Source organism: Salipiger sp. ABF4_146, from assembly GCF_056161345.1.
In genome coordinates this window covers 58890-72975 of record NZ_JBSWYX010000004.1, presented here as the reverse complement: position 1 = coordinate 72975, position 14086 = coordinate 58890, and the positions used below count along the sequence as shown (strand labels likewise).

Annotated in this window: 12 protein-coding genes; 7 read left to right on the top strand and 5 right to left on the bottom strand. The window is 65.4% G+C overall.

Annotation, left to right across the window (positions count from 1 at the left end):
* Window positions 1-28 precede the first annotated feature (28 nt).
* Complete coding sequence (locus tag ACXAJT_RS07400; protein WP_475234293.1) at window positions 29-808, bottom strand: tRNA1(Val) (adenine(37)-N6)-methyltransferase; 780 nt, start codon at window positions 806-808, stop codon at window positions 29-31.
* Complete coding sequence (locus tag ACXAJT_RS07395) at window positions 805-1026, bottom strand: putative signal transducing protein (RefSeq protein ID WP_475234292.1); 222 nt, start codon at window positions 1024-1026, stop codon at window positions 805-807. Before ACXAJT_RS07395 ends, ACXAJT_RS07400 begins: the two co-directional genes overlap by 4 nt.
* 54 nt (window positions 1027-1080) lie before the next feature.
* On the opposite strand from ACXAJT_RS07395, the gene ACXAJT_RS07390 reads away from it, so the two are divergent.
* Window positions 1081-2082 (top strand): polyprenyl synthetase family protein, encoded by a 1002-nt coding sequence (locus ACXAJT_RS07390; RefSeq protein ID WP_475234291.1) that lies wholly within the window; start codon window positions 1081-1083, stop codon window positions 2080-2082.
* A 28-nt stretch (window positions 2083-2110) separates the two neighbouring features.
* On the opposite strand, the gene ACXAJT_RS07385 is transcribed toward ACXAJT_RS07390, so the two are convergent.
* Window positions 2111-2995, bottom strand: coding sequence for a 4-(cytidine 5'-diphospho)-2-C-methyl-D-erythritol kinase (locus tag ACXAJT_RS07385; protein WP_475234290.1), 885 nt, complete (start codon window positions 2993-2995; stop codon window positions 2111-2113).
* Window positions 2982-4703: a tetratricopeptide repeat protein gene (locus ACXAJT_RS07380; protein WP_475234289.1), complete on the bottom strand. Its 1722-nt coding sequence runs from the start codon at window positions 4701-4703 to the stop codon at window positions 2982-2984. Before ACXAJT_RS07380 ends, ACXAJT_RS07385 begins: the two co-directional genes overlap by 14 nt.
* A gap of 190 nt (window positions 4704-4893) precedes the next feature.
* Here ACXAJT_RS07380 and ACXAJT_RS07375 point away from each other — a divergent pair, with 190 nt between their 5' ends.
* Window positions 4894-5367, top strand: coding sequence for a MarR family winged helix-turn-helix transcriptional regulator (locus tag ACXAJT_RS07375; RefSeq protein WP_475234288.1), 474 nt, complete (start codon window positions 4894-4896; stop codon window positions 5365-5367).
* Window positions 5364-7220 (top strand): FUSC family protein, encoded by a 1857-nt coding sequence (locus ACXAJT_RS07370; protein ID WP_475234287.1) that lies wholly within the window; start codon window positions 5364-5366, stop codon window positions 7218-7220. The genes ACXAJT_RS07375 and ACXAJT_RS07370 overlap by 4 nt, the downstream gene beginning before the upstream one ends.
* 11 nt (window positions 7221-7231) lie before the next feature.
* Here the strand turns inward: ACXAJT_RS07370 and ACXAJT_RS07365 are convergent, their stop codons facing one another.
* On the bottom strand, window positions 7232-8188 hold the full coding sequence (locus ACXAJT_RS07365; RefSeq protein WP_475234286.1) for a zinc-binding metallopeptidase family protein: 957 nt from the start codon (window positions 8186-8188) through the stop codon (window positions 7232-7234).
* 352 nt (window positions 8189-8540) lie between these two features.
* Between ACXAJT_RS07365 and rimP the strand changes: the two genes are divergently transcribed.
* The 4 genes from rimP to infB are packed head-to-tail and all read left to right on the top strand — an operon-like array spanning window position 8541 to window position 13943.
* A complete protein-coding gene (gene rimP, locus ACXAJT_RS07360; RefSeq protein WP_475234285.1) occupies window positions 8541-9125 on the top strand; it encodes a ribosome maturation factor RimP in 585 nt (194 codons plus the stop codon).
* Window positions 9126-9129: 4 nt separating this feature from the next.
* Window positions 9130-10761, top strand: a complete 1632-nt coding sequence (nusA, locus tag ACXAJT_RS07355) for a transcription termination factor NusA (RefSeq protein ID WP_475234284.1) — start codon at window positions 9130-9132, stop codon at window positions 10759-10761.
* A 7-nt stretch (window positions 10762-10768) separates the two neighbouring features.
* Complete coding sequence (locus tag ACXAJT_RS07350) at window positions 10769-11422, top strand: RNA-binding protein (protein WP_475234283.1); 654 nt, start codon at window positions 10769-10771, stop codon at window positions 11420-11422.
* A 10-nt stretch (window positions 11423-11432) separates the two neighbouring features.
* A complete protein-coding gene (gene infB / locus ACXAJT_RS07345) occupies window positions 11433-13943 on the top strand; it encodes a translation initiation factor IF-2 (RefSeq protein WP_475234282.1) in 2511 nt (836 codons plus the stop codon).
* The last annotated feature ends 143 nt before the right edge of the window (window positions 13944-14086 follow it).

Here is a 14086-nt window from a genome sequence, read left to right as displayed (position 1 = left end):
AAGGTCAGAGACCTGCTCCAAACCCCGCTCATCCAGAAAAGCTGATCGGTTTTCCGTCACGCAAGGCTGCTTTAATGACATTTGTATAATTCTCGCCGTCTTCAAGGTGACACGCGCCAGCGTGAAGGATCAGCGGCGGGCAAAGGCGGAAAGCCGCGCGCCCGCCCTTGCGGCCCCGCGCGAGAATCAGCCGGGGCTCGCGTCCCGCCCGCGGCGCCAGCGGCAGCACTTCCACAGACCCCAGATTCGCCGCCAGCGCCGCCAGCAACTCGGGCAGCCGCTCAACCCGCTGCACGAAGGTGGCGGTGCCGCGCGGCTTCAGCCGCCGCGCCGCCAGTGACACCCACTCTGCAAGCGGCAAGGCCCCTGCCAGCGCCAGTTCGCGCCCGGCGTCCGGGGCTGCACTGCGCTTGCCCTCTTCGAAATAGGGCGGGTTGGCGAGAACGTGATCGAAGTTGCGCGCCTTCAAAGCCGCCGGCGGTGCCGCCAGATCGGCGTCGTATATCTCTCCGTCGAGCCCGTTCTCGGCAATGTTACGGCGCGCGAGCGCAGCATATGCGGGTTGAATTTCCGCCCCGGCCAGCCGCAATCCGCCGATCCGCGCCCCAAGGCAGACCAACGCCGGGGCACCGCCGCATCCCAGTTCCAGCACCTCTTGGCCCGGCCGCGCCTCGACCGACGCCGCCAGCAGCACGGGATCCACGCCCGCGCGATATCCAAGCCCATGTTTTGGCTGCCATATATGCGCCATCCCGCCAAGGAATGCGTCTTTGCGCAAATCCTCCTCGGCGAAGGGATCGCGCCTCATGCACCCGCCTCGAAGGCAACGCCGTTCTCGCGCAGCACACGCCGCGCGGCTTCCAGATCGCCGCTGCGCACCATCAGGCGGCGCGGCAGAATGCCAAGTGATCCCTCTAGGACGCTCATATTTACGTCCAACTCAAAGCTGTCTATACCCTGCCCATCAAGGAGGGTCTTCGCCAGCGGGATCAGCGTTATGTCGGTGGTTCGCAGAAGTTCTTCCATAAAGGGGATGTAAGGACAGGGCCCCGGCCTTGTCGAGCCTGTGACGGGGGTCTGATGGGCTTGGATACGGCAAAAGCGAAACCGCATGATCGTCTGGCGTCGATGCTGGTCGAGGATATGGGCGCGGTCAACGCGCTGATCCGCGAGCGGATGGCATCAAAACACGCGCCGCGCATTCCCGAAGTGACGGCGCATCTGGTCGAGGCTGGCGGCAAACGCCTGCGGCCGATGCTGACACTCGCCGCGGCGAATATCTGCGGTTATGATGGTCCCTATCACGTGCATCTGGCCGCGACGGTGGAGTTCATCCACACAGCAACGCTGCTGCATGACGACGTCGTGGATGAAAGTGCGCAGCGCCGCGGTCGCCCGACAGCGAACCTGCTGTGGGACAACAAATCCTCGGTTCTGGTCGGCGACTATCTCTTCGCCCGCAGCTTCCAGTTGATGACCGAGCCGGGCAACCTGCGCGTGCTGGAGATCCTGTCCAACGCCGCCGCCACCATCGCCGAGGGCGAGGTGCTGCAGTTGACCGCGGCGCAGGATCTGCGCACCGACGAGGACATCTACCTGCAGGTGGTGCGCGGCAAGACCGCAGCGCTGTTCTCGGCCGCGACCGAGGTGGGCGGCGTCATCGCCGAGGCCGATCCGGCGCAGGTGCAGGCCCTGTTCGATTATGGCGACGCGCTCGGCATCGCCTTCCAGATCGCCGACGACCTGCTCGACTACATGGGCGACACCTCTGCCACCGGCAAGAACGTCGGCGACGACTTCCGTGAACGCAAGCTGACGCTGCCGGTGATCAAGGCTGTAGCCGCCGCCGATGCCGAAGAGCGGGCCTTCTGGCAGCGCACCATCGAGAAGGGTAAGCAGGAAGACGGCGACCTCGAGCACGCGCTGGAACTGCTGAACAAGCACGGCGCGCTGGAAGCCACCCGCGAGGATGCGCTCGGCTGGTCGGAAAAGGCCAAGGCCTCGATGGCGCAGTTGCCGCAATCCGAGATGCGTGACGTGATGATCGAACTGGCAGACTTCGTGGTGGGGCGGCTTTACTGAGCCTGCGCCGCGCGCGTAGCGCCCTAAGTCAGCCTCGGCGCGGCATCGCCCGCGCCTGCTGATCCCCCAGCAAACCTTCGGCCACCCACCAGTCCGGGCGCGCAGCACGCAGCGCCTCTGCCGCAGCTGCGGCCTCATCCATGCTGGCAAAGAGCCCGAAACACGTCGCGCCAGAGCCCGACATGCGCGCCAGTCGGCAGCCGGACTGGCCCTGCAGCTCCGACAGCAGCGTATCGATCATCGGCTCCAGAGCCCGCGCCGCAGGCTCCATGTCGTTGCGCATATCCTTCAGCCAGTCGATCAGCCCTTCCGCGCCGGCAAACTCCGGCAGCATGTCTGGCATCGGCGGGTTATCGCGCGAGGTCAGGCTGCGGAAAATCTGCGGCGTGGAGACCGGAACGCGCGGATTGACCAAGACCGCAGGCAGTGGCGGCAAGCTGACCGGCTCCAGTCCTTCCCCGATGCCGCGCACCCGCACCGGGCGGGAGGCAAGGCACATGGGCACATCGGCTCCCAGTGCCAGAAGAGCGGCCTCAGCGCGCGCCATCATGGCATCGTCGAGCGCGTTGGACCCTGCCAGCACGGCGCGCGCAGCCGCCGCCGCGTCCGCCGAGCCACCGCCGATGCCCGACGCAACCGGCAGAAGCTTTTCCAGAACGATCCGAACCCCCTGCCCTTCGCCCACCATGGCGGCGGCGCGCAGGGCGAGGTTGTCGCCATTGGCCGGCAGGCCTTTGGCTTCTGGACCTTCGAGGTGCAGCGTCAGTTCTTCGGCAGGCGCGACGCGCAGCGCATCACCCACGGGCGCAAAGACGACCAGCGAGTCGAGCAGGTGATACCCGTCGTCGCGCTGGCCGGTGATGTGCAGGGTAAGATTGATCTTCGCCGGAGCGAAGACGTCAGTCCACGTCATGCGCCACCTTCAGCGGCGGCTTGCCTTCATCGGCGAGAACCGCGTCGAGCCCGACCTCGAGCTTGCGGCGAATGCGGTCCGGATCGACATCGTCCGAGGCATCCTCCCAACCCACGAAAGACAGCGCCCGCTGCCACTGGAAGCGCGCTTCGGTCTTGCGACCGACGGCCCAGTAAACATCGCCGAGGTGATCATTGACCACCGGGTCCACCGCCATCAGCTCTGCCGCGCGCTCCATATGCTCCACCGCCTCGTCATAGCGGCCCAGCCGGTAGAGCGCCCAGCCAAGGCTGTCGACGATGTAACCGCTCTGCGGTTCGGCATCGACGGCGCGTTCGATCATCTCCAGCGCCTCGTCGAGGTTCACATGATGCTCGACCATGGAGTAACCGAGGTAGTTCAGCACCTGCGGCTGGTTCGGCACGAACTCCAGCGCGGCACGGAAATCCTTCTCGGCGGCATCCCAATCGCCGCCGCGCTCTTTGCAGATGCCGCGGGCGTAGTAGAGGAACCATTGCGCCGGATCGGGCTCGTCAAAGGTGGAAAGCGCCCGATCATAGGCGGCAATCGCCTCGTCATAGCGTTCCAGCTGGCGCATCAGATCGCCCAGCGCCGATTGCACCGCAGGCAGGTTGCCATGAGTGTCGGCCAACTGTTCCAGCACTTCCACCGCCGCGTCGAGCTTGCCTTCGGCGCGCAGCGCGTCAGACCGGCCGAGTTCCGCGACGTGGAACGAGGCATCGTCGCGCGGCACGCGGCGATAGGTTGCGGCGGCAAGCTCGTATTGCCCCATCTGTTCCAGCAGTTCACCCGCCATAAGCAGCGCCCCAACATGATCCGGGCGCAGGTATTCGGCGACCCGCACGTGCAGCAGCGTATAGTCCTCGGCGCTTTCGTTCGCGAGGGCGCTGGCGATGGTGAAGAACACCTCGGCAACCCCATCCCGCGCAGAGGAGATCACGTCGAAGGGCAGCGTCTCGCCAGCTTCGAGTTGCGCCCGCAATTCGGCAACGCCCGGATCAAGCTGCTGGCCGAAGGCCTCGTCGATCAAGGTGATGGCGTCATCCTGACGGTCGATCTGCGACAGAATTTCGAGCCGCGCCATGACACCGCGGCGGGTCATCTGCATGCCTCCGGCTCCGGGATCGGCAAAGATCGCCTCGGCGCCTTCGAAATCCCCGACCGACGCCAGAGCCAGCGCTTTGTGATACGCCGCGAAGGCGGCCAGCCCACGCTCTTCAGAGACCGCGTCAAAGCCCGCCAGAGCGGCACTCACATCGCCACGGCCAAGCTCAGCCCATGCTTTGATCAGCCCGTCGACCAAAGGCCCGGCAGAGCGGCCTTCCTCGACGCGGGACAACAGCGCGTCGTAGTTTTCCTCATGCGCCAGCACGGCGACCTCGGCGAGATGTCCGACCTGACTGTTGTGGCCCTGCGCGGTCAGGCGCTCGGCCAACGCCTCTGCGCTGTTGAAATCGCCCAAACCGATATTGGCGAGCGCAGCCCGCTCGAGCAGGTCCGCATTTTCGGGATCATGCTTGACCGCCTCGCCGTAGTAGCGGGCGGCCGCCTTGAAATCACCGGAGAAGCTGGCCTGCCGCGCGGCAAGGTAATCACCCGACAGGCTTTCGGCCGAAACCGCACCTGCAGCCATCAGCGCCAGTGCCATGACTGTGCCGCGAAGTGTCCCGATTGCCTTGCCCGACATGCCGCCTCCTGTTGATTGGTTGCCGCGAAGACTAGCCCGCAGGGCAGTGCGGCGCAATCCGTGCACCGTTCACGCAAAGGGGAGCGCGGCGCCCCGCTGACGACGCGGCGTAAAGGTGCGACCTTCTGCGCCAGTCGGAAGCCCGGCATTTAGTTTGTATTGCAAATTATTTTTATCTACATTAAATCTCATGACACAGTATTCCGCCCCCCGCGACCGCTTCGGGTTCGCTTTTGTTTCTCTGGCCCGGCAGTGGCACCGCGTCGTCGACATGCGTCTTGCCGAGGCGGGGCTGACCGACGCCACGTGGCGCCCCCTGATCCATCTCGCCGAAGGCGGAGACGGCATCAGCCAACGCGATCTCGCGGCCCGCATCAGCCTTGATACCTCGACCCTTGTACGGCTACTGGACCTGCTGGAAGATCGCGGCTTTGTCGAGCGCCGGGTCGATCCGAACGACCGCCGCGCACGGCGCATCCACTTGACCGAAGACGGCCGTGAAGAACTGGACAGAGTTCGCGCCATGCTGCTGCGCGCCGAGCATGAGCTTCTGGCCGGCATCGGCGACGACGACCTCGCGGCGATGCTCGACGGGTTCGCCCGCATGGCGGCGCGTGCAGAGGCGATGCTGGACGACAAGTACACGCGGGAGGTGAACGCATGACCGCGGCCCTACAGTCCCTCGGATTCGACAAGGCACGGCTTATCTTTGCTCTGCGCACCGCCTTTGCCTCCTGCCTTGCACTGATCGTCGCGTGGCTGCTTGGGCTCGAACATCCGCAATGGGCGGGGATGACCGTCTGGGCCGCGTCTCAGCCTGTGCGCGGGCAACTGCTCGAAAAGAGCCTCTTCCGCTTTGCCGGCACCGTAGTGGGGACGATCGCCGGGGTCGGCCTGATCTTCGCCATGCTGGTGCATCCGGCGCTGCTGGTCATCGGGCTGGCGTTTTGGGTGGGCCTGTGCACGGGCCTCGCCAACCTCGCGCGCGGCTTCGTCGCTTATGGCACCGTGCTAGCGGGCTACACTGCAGCGATGGTTTCGCTGCTTGACGTCGGGCACCCCGAGAACGTTCTAGCACTGGGCGCGGACCGTATGGCGACCGTGCTTGTCGGCGTGGTTGCCGCGCTGCTGGTGGGCTGGCTGCTGGCCCCCGCTGCGGATGGCAAGGCGCTGCGCGGTCGCATCCGCAGCTTGCTGGCTGACTTGTGCGAACAGATCGCAGCACCGCAACAGGACTCGGAAGCCGCTCGCGGCCTGATTTCAGCCATGGCCCGCGCCGAAGACACGCTGGACCCCCACGCCGCCGGATCGCTGCGGTCGCACCGCGAGACACGCGCAACGCGCAACCTGCTGTCAACGGCGCTGGCGCTGCTGCTCTGGCGGCGCGGGCACGAGGGCGCGGCGCTTCCCGAGGCCGCCACCATCGCGCTGACCGACGCCGCCGGGGCCCTGCGCGCCGATGACGGCGCCGCCGCGCTGGAGGCGCTGAAGCGCGCTGCCGCCCTGCCCGGCCTTGAAGAGCCCCTGCGTCCGCTTGTTGCCGCGCTGGCCCAGTGGCGCGCCCCTGAGAACCGCAGCGCCCCGGTGCCGGAAAGCGCCCTGCCGACCGTCCTGCACCGTGACTGGATCGGGGCGCGAGAGGCGGCGATCCGCGCCACGGCCGCCCTGTTGCTGTTCGGTGCGCTGTGGCAGATCACCGGCTTTGCCGCTGGCGCGTTTCTGCTGCTGGGCATGTCGATCATGATCTCGATCTTCACCACCTTCGAGAACCCGATCGCCATGCTGCCCTTTGTCTTTCTCGGCCAACTCATGGGCGCGAGCATGGCGATCGCGATCCGCTGGCTGCTCTGGCCCTATGCCGGGGCAGAATGGCAGATGGTGGCGATGATGCTGCCGTTCATTGTGCTTGGCGGGGTTCTCGGCGGGCACGACCGGGGCATGAAGGTCAGCTTCGACTACAATATGGTGATGCTGCTTTTGTTACATCCGGCCGTGCCGCTGACCGGCAGCTTCGGCACTTCTGTGATGATGGGGCTCGCGGTGGTCGCCGCGCCGCTGGCGGCGCTGGTGGCGTACCGCACGGTCTACCCGCCGACCCTGCGCCGCAAACAGGCGACGCTGGCGCGGATGATGCTGCATGACGTGGCAGCGCTGGCCGCCGATCCGGCAGCCCCGCAGCACAAGGACGTCTGGCGCGCCCGGCTCTACCACCGGCTGCTGCGTCTCTTCCGACTGACCGAACACTCGGCAAGAGCGCAGCGCGATGCGCTGGATACCGGGCTGGCGCTGCTCGACCTGGGTCATGCGGCGATGCGCGCGCAAGAGATCCTCGGCGCGCCAGAGACCTCGGCAGCCGAACGCCGCGCACTACGGGCCGCGCTTGCCCGGATGCGGCGGCTCGAAACGGCATCGGCGCGTGCCGAGGGCGCGCTGAGCCGCCTGTCCCGCCGCGCTGTGGGCCGCGATGCCCAGCTGTTCCGGCACGCCGCACGCAGCGCGCGATTGCTGGGAAACTGATCCCGCGCCGCTCAGAGACGGCGCAACCAGCGGTGCGCGAGCGCCATCTTCTCGCGCACCGGCTGGGTCAGCACAAAGGGATAGAGATCGGGCAGATCAAGCGCCCGGTTCACGTGGTTGACCGCGATCGACAATTTCACCGCCTGTGAGATCACCGCATCGGTGTCGGCCTCCAGGTACGGATCATACCCCTCCCCCGGCATACCGGGCAGCCGCAGCCCGCTGGCCACACCGCTGTCGAGCATCGAGACCAGATGCTGCAGATGCGCCAGCGTTTCGGCCCAATCCTCATGCGGGTGCGCCGTGGCGTAATCGGTAATGTGTGTCTCACCCGGCGCGGCGGGCGCCTGGTAATGGCGCTGCAAGGCGGCGCCGTAGTCCTCGCGCTCATCCCCAAAAAGCGGGCGGAAGGCATCAAGAAACCCCGGCTCCCCCGCCAGACGCAGGAACAGGAAGTGCGCCATCTCGTGCCGCATATGGCCCAGCATCGTCCGGTAGAGTTCGCCGAATTGCTCCTGTCGCTTGGCAAGAACCGGCTCGCTCGCCTCGGTGACATTGATGGTGATCAGCCCGTCGGCATGACCCATGATCACATCCGTCTCGCCGGTAAGTGTCTCCTCCGAAAGCATGCGGAACACCGGCCGCGCGCCGGCATCGGACGAGGTGAACCAGCCCCAGCGGCCAAGCTCGGCCAGCATCCGGCGCTTGGCGTATTCGCTGCCCTCCCAGAGCGGCAGGTTCTGCGCGGCGCGCAGGTCCGGCACCGTCTCTGTCATCGCGCAGGAGCGGCAGAGCCCGCCCTGCTCGGCCACCCAGTTGCAGCCGATGTCACCGCGGTTGGCGCAATGGGGGGCGCCTGCGATCATGGTCTGCGCGTCGGGATCAAAGCTGACCTCCTGCCCGCAGCCGCAGGCGAGGTTGTGAAAATAGACCGGGCTGGAACAGGCAGGGCAACGGAAGATTTGCATCAAGGGTCCTCTTGGGCGGAACACGCAGCGGAAACGGCGTGGCCCCCCGGCGGGTTCCACCGCGCAAAACGAATTGACGGAAGGTCGCGCCAATGAAGCGGCAAACGCCAGAAGATGGAAAGCGTTTTGCGCGACAGCGAGATGACGCACGGCCTGCGGCAGTCCTGCGCGCGCAGCCGGGGCAGAATTGGCCTCCCTGCCCCAGACCGCAAATGAATCACCCTTGCGAAATCCACCGCAGACACGTATATGGCGCCTCAACAGCGGCGCGTCGGTCCTGGCACCGAAGCACCACCGGGAAACACCGACGGGCCGCGCGCCCGTATTTTTGTTTCCGAAGGAGTCGGAGAAAATGACCGACCTCATCGCCAAATCATCGCTTGATAAGCGCCTCGCCGAGATCGTTGGCCCCGTCATCGAAGACATGGGGTTTGAACTTGTGCGACTCCGCCTGATGGGCGGCAAGACCTCGACGCTGCAGATCATGGCCGAACGCCCCGACGGCGGCATCGAAGTGGATGAATGCGCCGATATCTCCACCGCGGTCTCGGCCGTGCTGGACGTCGAGGACCCAATCATCGACGCCTATACGCTCGAGGTCTCCTCGCCCGGCATCGACCGCCCACTCACCCGCCTCAAGGACTTCGAGACCTTCGAAGGCTACGAGGTCAAACTTGAGACCTCGGAACTGATCGACGGCCGCAAGCGCTGGCGCGGGGTTCTGACCGGGGTGGAGGGCAGCGAAGTGCTGCTCAACATCGAAGACGGCGGCGAAGAGCAGACCATTGGCCTGCAGTTCGACTGGCTGTCCGACGCAAAGCTAGTTCTGACCGACGAGCTGATCCGCGACATGCTCCGCGCCCGCAAGGCGCAGGAAGTAGACGAAACCAAATTCGACGACATCGAGGCCGACGACGCGGCCGCTCAGGAGGACTAAGACCATGGCAATCACCTCTGCCAACCAGCTCGAGCTTCTGCAGACCGCCGAGGCCGTCGCCCGCGAGAAGATGATCGACCCCTCGCTGGTGATCGAAGCGATGGAAGAGAGCCTCGCCCGCGCCGCCAAGAGCCGCTACGGCTCGGAGATGGACATCCGCGTGAAGATCGACCGCAAGACCGGTCGCGCCACCTTCACCCGCGTGCGCACCGTGGTCGAGGAGGACCTCCTCGAGAACTATCAGTCCGAGATGACCGTCCAGCAGGCCAAGCAGTACATGGCCGATCCGCAGGTGGGCGACACCTACGTCGAGGAAGTGCCGCCGGTCGATCTGGGCCGCATCGCCGCGCAGAGCGCCAAGCAGGTGATTCTGCAAAAGGTGCGCGAAGCCGAGCGTGACCGTCAGTACGAAGAGTTCAAGGACCGTCAGGGCACCATCATCAACGGTCAGGTCAAGCGCGAGGAGTACGGCAACGTCATCGTCGACATCGGCCGTGGCGAAGCGATCCTGCGCCGCAACGAGAAAATCGGCCGCGAAAGCTACCGCCCCGGCGACCGGATCCGCTGCTACGTCAAAGACGTGCGCCGCGAGGCCCGCGGCCCGCAGATCTTCCTGTCGCGCACTGCGCCGGAGTTCATGGCCGAGCTGTTCAAGATGGAAGTGCCGGAAATCTACGACGGCATCATCGAGATCAAGGCAGTGGCCCGTGACCCCGGCTCGCGCGCCAAGATCGGCGTCATCTCCTACGACGGCTCGATCGACCCGGTCGGCGCCTGCGTCGGTATGCGCGGCAGCCGCGTGCAGGCCGTTGTGAACGAACTGCAGGGCGAGAAGATCGACATCATCCCGTGGAACGAGGACATGCCGACCTTCCTCGTCAACGCGCTGCAGCCGGCCGAAGTGTCGAAGGTGGTTCTGGATGAGGATGCCGAGCGCATCGAGGTCGTCGTGCCCGACGAGCAGCTGTCGCTGGCCATCGGCCGCCGCGGTCAGAACGTGCGTCTTGCCTCGCAGTTGACCGGCCTCGACATCGACATCATGACCGAGGAAGAAGAATCGGCCCGCCGCCAGAAAGAATTCGAAGAGCGCACCAAGCTGTTCATGGACACGCTGGACGTCGACGAGTTCTTTGCCCAGCTGCTGGTTGCCGAAGGCTTCACCAACCTCGAAGAAGTGGCCTACGTCGAGCAAGACGAGCTGCTGGTGATTGACGGCGTCGACGAAAGCACCGCCGAAGAGCTGCAGACCCGCGCCCGCGAGTTCCTCGAAGAGCAGGCCCGCAAGGCGCTGGAAAAAGCCCGCGAGCTGGGTGTCGAGGACAGCCTTATTGAATTTGAGGGCCTCACTCCCCAAATGGTAGAGGCACTGGCGGAAGACGGCATCAAGACGCTCGAAGATTTCGCCACCTGCGCCGACTGGGAACTTGCCGGCGGCTGGACCACCGTCGACGGCGAGCGCCAGAAAGACGACGGCTTGCTCGAGAAATTCAACGTCGATCTTGATGAAGCGCAGAACCTGATCATGACCGCCCGTGTTATGCTGGGCTGGGTCGACCCCGAGGAACTGGTGGCCGACGACGCCGAGGGCGAAGAGCTCGAAGCTGAAGACGGCGAATCCGAAGAGTCGGAGGCCTGAGCCACAGATGACTCGCGGAGGCCGGGATAAAGACAGGGCGGACGGGCCCGAACGGCGCTGCATCGCTACCGGCGATGTAGAGCCAAAGACCGGGCTGATCCGCTTCGTGGTTGGGCCCGAGAACCAAGTGGTTCCCGATATCGCCGGCAAACTGCCGGGACGGGGCATCTGGGTCTCATCCGACCGCAAGGCATTGGAAAAGGCGGCGGGCAAAGGTCTCTTTGCCCGCTCTGCCAAGGCACCAGTGACGGTGCCGGACGATCTGGCGAACCTCGTTGAAGGGATGCTGGCGCGTCGTGTCGTCGATCTTATCAGCCTTGCCCGCAAGGGCGGCGGAGCGGTCGCCGGCTATGAAAAGGTGAAGGATTGGCTGGGTAAGGAAGAAGCCCGCGTGCTGATTCAGGCCGAGGACGGAAGCGCCCGCGGCAAGACCAAACTCAGTACTCCCTACGGGGGGAACTACATCGGCTGGCTCACCGCGGACGAGCTGGGGCTGGCCTTCGGACGTGAAAAGGTGATACATGCCGCGCTTGGCGCTGGTGGACTCACCAAACGTGTTGTAGAGGAGGCCCAACGATTGAAGGGCCTGCGCGTCGCATCGGCGGACGCGAGAGCGGCAGCAGGGGCTGCCGCGGGCGGCAAGGGCCGCCGGAAAGGATAAGAGAATCTTAATGAGCGATAACGACGGCAAGAAGACTTTGGGTTTGCGCGGCGGCTCCCGTTCGGGGAACGTGAAGCAGAGCTTCAGCCACGGGCGCACGAAAAACGTCGTGGTAGAGACCAAGCGTAAACGCGTCGTGGTCCCGAAAACGGGCGCCGCTGGCGGTGCAAAGGGTTCGGGCGGCGGATCGCATGGCGGATCGGGCAAGCGCCCGGCGGGCATCACCGAAGCGGAGATGGAACGCCGGCTGCGCGCGCTGCAGGCCGCCAAGGCGCGTGAAGCCGAGGAGGCTGCACAGCGCGAGGCCGTAGAAAAGGCCCGCGCTGAAGAGCGCGAGCGTATGCGCGCCGAGAAAGAACAGAAAGAGCGCGAGCAGCGCGAAGCCGAAGAGCGTGCCAAGGCGAAAGCCGAGGAAGAAGCGCGTAAGGCCCGCGAGGCAGCCGAGGCTGCGGAAGCAGCCAAGAAGGCCGATGCCGCGCCGAAGAAGCCCGCAGCGGCTGCCGATGCTTCGTCGACCCCGGCGCGCCCCGCTGGCGCAGCCAAGCCGGCGGCACAGCCGCAGCGCAAGGCCGACCGCGAGCGCGAAGAGCGTGGCCGGTCAGCCCGTGGCCGCGACGATGGTGGCCGCCGCTCCGGCAAGCTGACGCTGAACCAAGCTCTGGGCGGCGGCGGCGGTCGTCAGAAGTCCATGGCGGCGATGAAGCGCAAGCAAGAGCGCGCGCGTCAGAAGGCGATGGGCGGCAGCCAACAGCGCGAGAAGGTCGTGCGCGACGTTCAGCTGCCCGAGGCGATCACCGTCGCCGAGCTGGCCAACCGTATGGCCGAGCGTGTGGCGGATGTGGTTAAATCGCTGATGCAAAGCGGCATCATGGCGACGCAGAACCAGACCATCGACGCTGACACCGCGGAACTGATCATCGAGGAATTCGGCCACCGCGTGACCCGCGTGTCCGACGCCGACGTCGAAGACGTGATCAAGATCGAAGAAGACAAGCCGGAAGACCTGGAAGGTCGTCCGCCGGTCATCACGATCATGGGCCACGTTGACCACGGCAAGACCTCGCTGCTCGACGCGATCCGCAACGCCAATGTGACCTCCGGCGAAGCCGGCGGCATCACGCAGCACATCGGCGCTTATCAGGTAACCACCGAAAGCGGCGCGGTTCTGTCGTTCCTCGACACCCCGGGCCACGCGGCCTTCACCTCGATGCGCTCGCGCGGTGCTCAGGTGACGGACATCGTCGTTCTGGTGGTTGCCGCGGACGATGCGGTCATGCCGCAGACGGTCGAGGCGATCAGCCACGCGAAAGCGGCCGGTGTGCCGATGATCGTGGCGATCAACAAGTGCGACAAGCCCGAGGCCAACCCGACCAAGGTGCGCACCGACCTGCTCCAGCACGAGGTTGTGGTGGAAGAGATGTCCGGTGACGTGCAGGACGTCGAGGTTTCCGCCAAAAGCGGCAAGGGCCTCGACGCGCTGCTCGAAGCCATCGCTCTGCAGGCCGAGATTCTGGAACTGAAGGCAAACCCGGACCGGGCAGCCGAAGGTGCGGTGATCGAAGCCAAGCTTGACGTGGGCCGCGGCCCGGTTGCGACCGTTCTGGTTCAGAACGGCACGCTCAAGCAGGGGGATGTCTTCGTTGTCGGTGAGCAGTACGGTAAGGTCCGTGCGCTGATCAACGACAAGGGCGAGCGCGTTCAGGAAGCCGGTCCGTCGGTGCCTGTCGAGGTGCTGGGTCTTAACGGCACGCCCGAGGCCGGCGACGTTCTCAACGTCACCGAGACCGAGGCGCAGGCCCGCGAGATCGCCGAGTATCGTGCACATGTCTCGAAAGAGAAGCGGGCCGCCGCTGGTGCTGCCACGACGCTTGAACAGCTGATGCAGAAAGCCAAAGACGACGAGAGCGTCTCGGAGCTTCCGGTCATCGTCAAAGCGGACGTGCAGGGCTCGGCAGAGGCGATCGTTCAGGCGCTCGAGAAGGTCGGCAACGACGAGGTGCGCGTGCGCGTCATCCACTCGGGTGTGGGCGCAATCACCGAAACCGACATCGGCCTTGCCGAAGCATCGGGCTGCCCGGTCATTGGCTTCAACGTCCGTGCCAACGCTCCGGCCCGCAACGGCGCCAACCAGAAGGGTGTGGAGATCCGCTACTACTCGGTGATCTACGATCTGGTCGACGACGTTAAGGCGGCTGCTTCCGGCCTGCTGTCGAACGAAATCCGCGAGCACTTCATCGGCTACGCCGAGATCAAGGAAGTGTTCAAGGTTTCCAACGTCGGCAAGGTTGCAGGCTGTCTGGTCACCGAAGGCGTTGCACGCCGTTCGGCTGGCGTTCGCCTGCTGCGCGACAACGTGGTGATCCACGAGGGCACGCTGAAGACGCTCAAGCGCTTCAAGGACGAGGTTGCCGAAGTGCAGTCCGGCCAGGAATGCGGCATGGCGTTCGAGAACTACGACGATATCCGCCCGCAGGATGTCATCGAAATCTTCGAGCGCGAGGAGGTCGAGCGCAAGCTCTGACCCCTCCCCTGCCTCTTCGCGGAGGCCTCACATATCGAAAAAGCCGGCGATGGATCATCGCCGGCTTTTTCATGTTGAGGGGAAAGCTAGGGGAATGCGCTTTTCACCCTCGGACCAATTCGGCACAGCCGCAGCCATTCATA